The 4,053-nt window shown below is 60.7% G+C and carries 3 protein-coding genes; all 3 read left to right on the forward strand.

Annotation, left to right across the window (positions count from 1 at the left end; all coding sequences use genetic code 11):
• The coding region (locus QZL67_RS05425; RefSeq protein WP_306765924.1) for an anaerobic ribonucleoside-triphosphate reductase activating protein at window positions 1–651 on the forward strand (651 nt) is incomplete at its 5' end.
• Between the two features lie 179 nt (window positions 652–830).
• The gene (locus QZL67_RS05430) at window positions 831–3,227 is read left to right on the forward strand and encodes a ribonucleoside triphosphate reductase (RefSeq protein ID WP_022289737.1); all 2,397 of its coding nucleotides are present in this window, start codon (window positions 831–833) and stop codon (window positions 3,225–3,227) included.
• 80 nt (window positions 3,228–3,307) lie between these two features.
• Window positions 3,308–4,053: FAD-dependent oxidoreductase (locus QZL67_RS05435; RefSeq protein ID WP_292919926.1), on the forward strand; the 746-nt coding region annotated here is incomplete at its 3' end.

Genomic DNA, 4,053 nt, shown 5'->3' on the forward strand with positions numbered 1-4,053 from the left:
CCGGAAAACCTGGCCGCCCCCGTGTTTACAGGCGGCTGCAATCTGCGCTGCCATTTTTGCCACAACGCTCCGCTGGTGACACATCTGGAGGAAGCGGAGCACTATTCCGAGGAGGAGGTTTTGGACTTTCTCCGTCAGCGGCAGGGTCTTTTGGACGGTGTGGTCCTCTCCGGCGGGGAGCCTCTGCTCCACAACGATGCCGCCGCGTTTTTGCGGAAGGTCCGGGCATTGGGCTATGCCGTCAAGCTGGATACCAACGGCTGTTTCCCCGATGCCCTGGCCGCCCTGCTGGAGGAGGACCTTCTGGACTATGTGGCCATGGACATCAAAAACCGGCCGGAAAAATACCCCATGACCGTGGGCGTTTCGGACTTTGATCCCGCGCCGGTACGGGAGAGTGTGCGACTGCTGACCCGGTCCGGTGTGGACTATGAGTTCCGCACCACCGCCGTCCGGGAGTTCCACACAGAAGAGGATTTTCTCGCCATCGGTCAGTGGCTGGAAGGGGCCCCCCGATATTTCATCCAGAATTTTGTGGACTCCGGCAACCTGGTGGGCACCGGCTGCCACGGCTTCTCCCCCCAGGAATTGCAGGCCTTTGCGGCCTTGGTCCGGCCGTTTTTCGGCTCTGTGGACGTGCGGGGGATTTAACTAAATCTAGTTTTAATTCAGCGTTTTTTACGAAATATTACACAATATCTTGTGTTCTCTCTCCTTGACTTCCCCTCGGGATGTTGCTACAATGGAACCCACAGGGCGCCTCAGGCGCCCGTCTGTTTCAATACCAAACCGACTTCGGCCGGGAATACGAAAGAGGAAGCGGGAGATATATGTATCAGGTTGTCAAGCGGGACGGCAAGATCGTGGAGTTCAATCTCTCCAAGATCAGCACCGCCATCACCAAGGCCTTCGAGGCCACTCACAAGGAGTACAATCCCGACATCATCGACCTTCTGGCATTGAAGGTCACTGCCGATTACCAGGACAAGATTCGGGACGGGCGGATCACCGTGGAGCAGATCCAGGACAGCGTGGAGGATATCCTCAGCAAGGCAGGCTATGCCGATGTTGCCAAGGCCTATATCCTCTACCGCAAGCAGCGGGAGAAGATCCGCAATCTGGGCTCCACGCTGCTGGACTATAAAGCTCTGGTGGACAACTACCTCCAGATCAATGACTGGCGCGTCAAGGAGAACTCCACCGTCACCTACTCCGTGGGCGGACTGATCCTCTCCAACTCCGGCGCCATCACCGCCAACTACTGGCTCAGTGAGATCTATGACGAGGAGATCGCCCAAGCCCACCGGGACGGCGATATCCACCTCCATGACCTCTCCATGCTCACCGGCTACTGCGCCGGCTGGAGCCTCAAGCAGCTCATCCAGCAGGGGCTGGGCATCCCCGGGAAGATCAACTCCTCCCCGGCCAGCCACCTCTCCACCCTCTGCAACCAGATGGTGAACTTCCTGGGCATCATGCAGAATGAGTGGGCCGGTGCTCAGGCATTCTCCTCCTTTGACACCTATCTTGCCCCCTTTGTCAAGACGGACCACCTGACCCAGAAAGAGGTCAAGCAGTGCATCCAGTCCTTCGTCTTCGGCGTGAACACCCCCTCCCGCTGGGGCACCCAGGCGCCGTTCTCCAACATCACGCTGGACTGGACCGTGCCCAAGGATCTGGAGAACCTGCCCGCCATCGTAGGCGGCAAGGAGCAGGATTTCACCTACGGCGACTGCAAGAAGGAAATGGACATGGTGAACAAGGCGTTCATCGAGATCATGACCGAGGGCGACGCCAACGGCCGGGGCTTCCAGTACCCCATCCCCACCTACTCCATCACCAAGGACTTCGACTGGTCCGACACGGAGAACAACCGCCTGCTCTTTGAGATGACCGCCAAGTACGGCACGCCCTACTTCTCCAACTACATCAACTCCGATATGGAGCCCAGCGACGTGCGCTCCATGTGCTGCCGGCTGCGGCTGGATCTGCGGGAACTGCGCAAGAAGTCCGGCGGCTACTTCGGCTCCGGCGAATCCACCGGCTCCGTGGGCGTGGTCACCATCAATCTGCCCCGGATCGCCTACCTCTCCAAGACGCCGGAAGAATTCTACCAGCGGCTGGACCACATCATGGACATCGCCGCCCGGAGCCTCAAGACCAAGCGCACCGTCATCACCCGGCTGATGGATGCAGGTCTCTATCCCTATACCAAGTACTATCTGGGCACCTTTGAAAACCACTTCTCCACCATCGGCCTCATCGGCATGAATGAGGTGGGCCTCAACGCCAAGTGGCTGCGCAAGGATCTGACCCATCCCGAGACCCAGGCCTTTGCCAAGGACGTCCTCAACCACATGCGGGAGCGCCTGTCCGACTACCAGGAGCTCTATGGCGACCTCTACAACCTTGAGGCCACCCCCGCCGAGTCCACCACTTACCGTCTGGCCAAGCACGACGTGGAGAAGTACCCCGACATCATCACCGCCGCCAAGCACCCCGGGGACACCCCGTACTACACCAACTCCTCTCACCTGCCTGTGGGCTACACCACCGACATCTTCGATGCTCTGGCCATCCAGGACGATCTCCAGACCCTCTACACTTCCGGCACCGTGTTCCACGCCTTCCTGGGTGAGAAGCTGCCGGACTGGAAGGCGGCCGCCAATCTGGTGCGCAAGATCGCGGAGAATTTCAAGCTGCCCTACTACACCATCTCCCCCACCTATTCCATCTGCCCTGAACACGGCTATATCTCCGGCGAGCACTTCACCTGCCCCACCTGCGGCAAGACGTGCGAGGTGTGGAGCCGCATCACCGGTTACTACCGCCCCGTCCAGAACTGGAACGACGGCAAGGTACAGGAGTTCAAAGACCGCAAGCTCTACGATGTGGAGAGCTCCCGGCTGGAGGGCCGCCGCCTGTGCGACCGGGAAACCGCTGAGACCGCGCCGGTGAAAACCGACGCCGCCCCCGCCCCTGCTGCCTCCGACGAGACGGAGCTGCTGCTCTTCACCACCAAGACCTGTCCCAACTGCAAGATCGCCAAAAATGAGCTGGAAAAGGCCGGTATTGCCTACCAGACCATGGACGTCAGCGAGCATTTGGACCTGGTGAACCGGTACGGCATCCAGCAGGCCCCCACCCTGATCGTCCGTCACGGCGACCAGGTGGAAAAACTGGTGAACGCCTCCGTCATCAAGAAGTTCGCCGCAGATATCCGGTAACCACGCACTTCAGAAAACAGGAAAACGTGAACGGAGGACGAAAGGTCCTCCGTTCACGTTTTCGGAAATGGATGGAATGTATGAGCCAACACTATGACCTTATCATCGTGGGCGGCGGCCCCGCCGGACTCACCGCCGCCATTTACGCCCGCCGGGCAGGCCGGAGCGTATTGCTGCTGGAAAAAGAGAGTTTCGGCGGACAGATCGCCACCGCCCCCAAGGTGGAGAACTTCCCCGGCTTTTCCGCCATCTCCGGCGCCGAGCTGGCGGACCGGATGTACACCCAGGCAGAGGACTTAGGTGCCTGTATCGAGCTGGAGGAGGTTCTCTCCGTCCAGCCCGGCCCGGAGATCACCGTCACCACCGACTACGGCGTTCACACCTGCACGGCGCTGATCCTGGCCACCGGCATGAAGCGCCGGACCCTGGGCCTGCCCGGCGAGGAGCGTCTTTCCGGCGTGTCCTATTGTGCCGTGTGTGACGGCGCCTTTTACGCCGGGCGGGACGTGGCCGTGGTGGGCGGCGGCAGTGCCGCCCTGCAGGACGCGCTGTTTCTGGCGGACACCTGCCGAAAAGTCACCGTCATCCACCGCCGGTCCCAGTTCCGGGGTGATCCGGTGCTGGAGGAGGCTCTGCGCGCCCGGGCTAACGTGGATGTGGTTTTGGACACGGTGGTCACCGGTCTGCGGGAAAGCGGCGGGGCCCTCACCGGGGTATGCCTGCAGAGCACCGTTACCGGGGAAACCCGGGAGCTTGCGGTGGACGGTCTTTTCGAGGCAGTGGCCCAGCTGCCCCAGAAAAAGCTGGCCCAGTCGCTGCTGACACT

This window comes from Oscillibacter sp. CAG:155 (genome assembly GCA_000436875.1).
In the GTDB taxonomy this organism is placed as follows: Bacteria; Bacillota; Clostridia; order Oscillospirales; family Oscillospiraceae; genus Oscillibacter.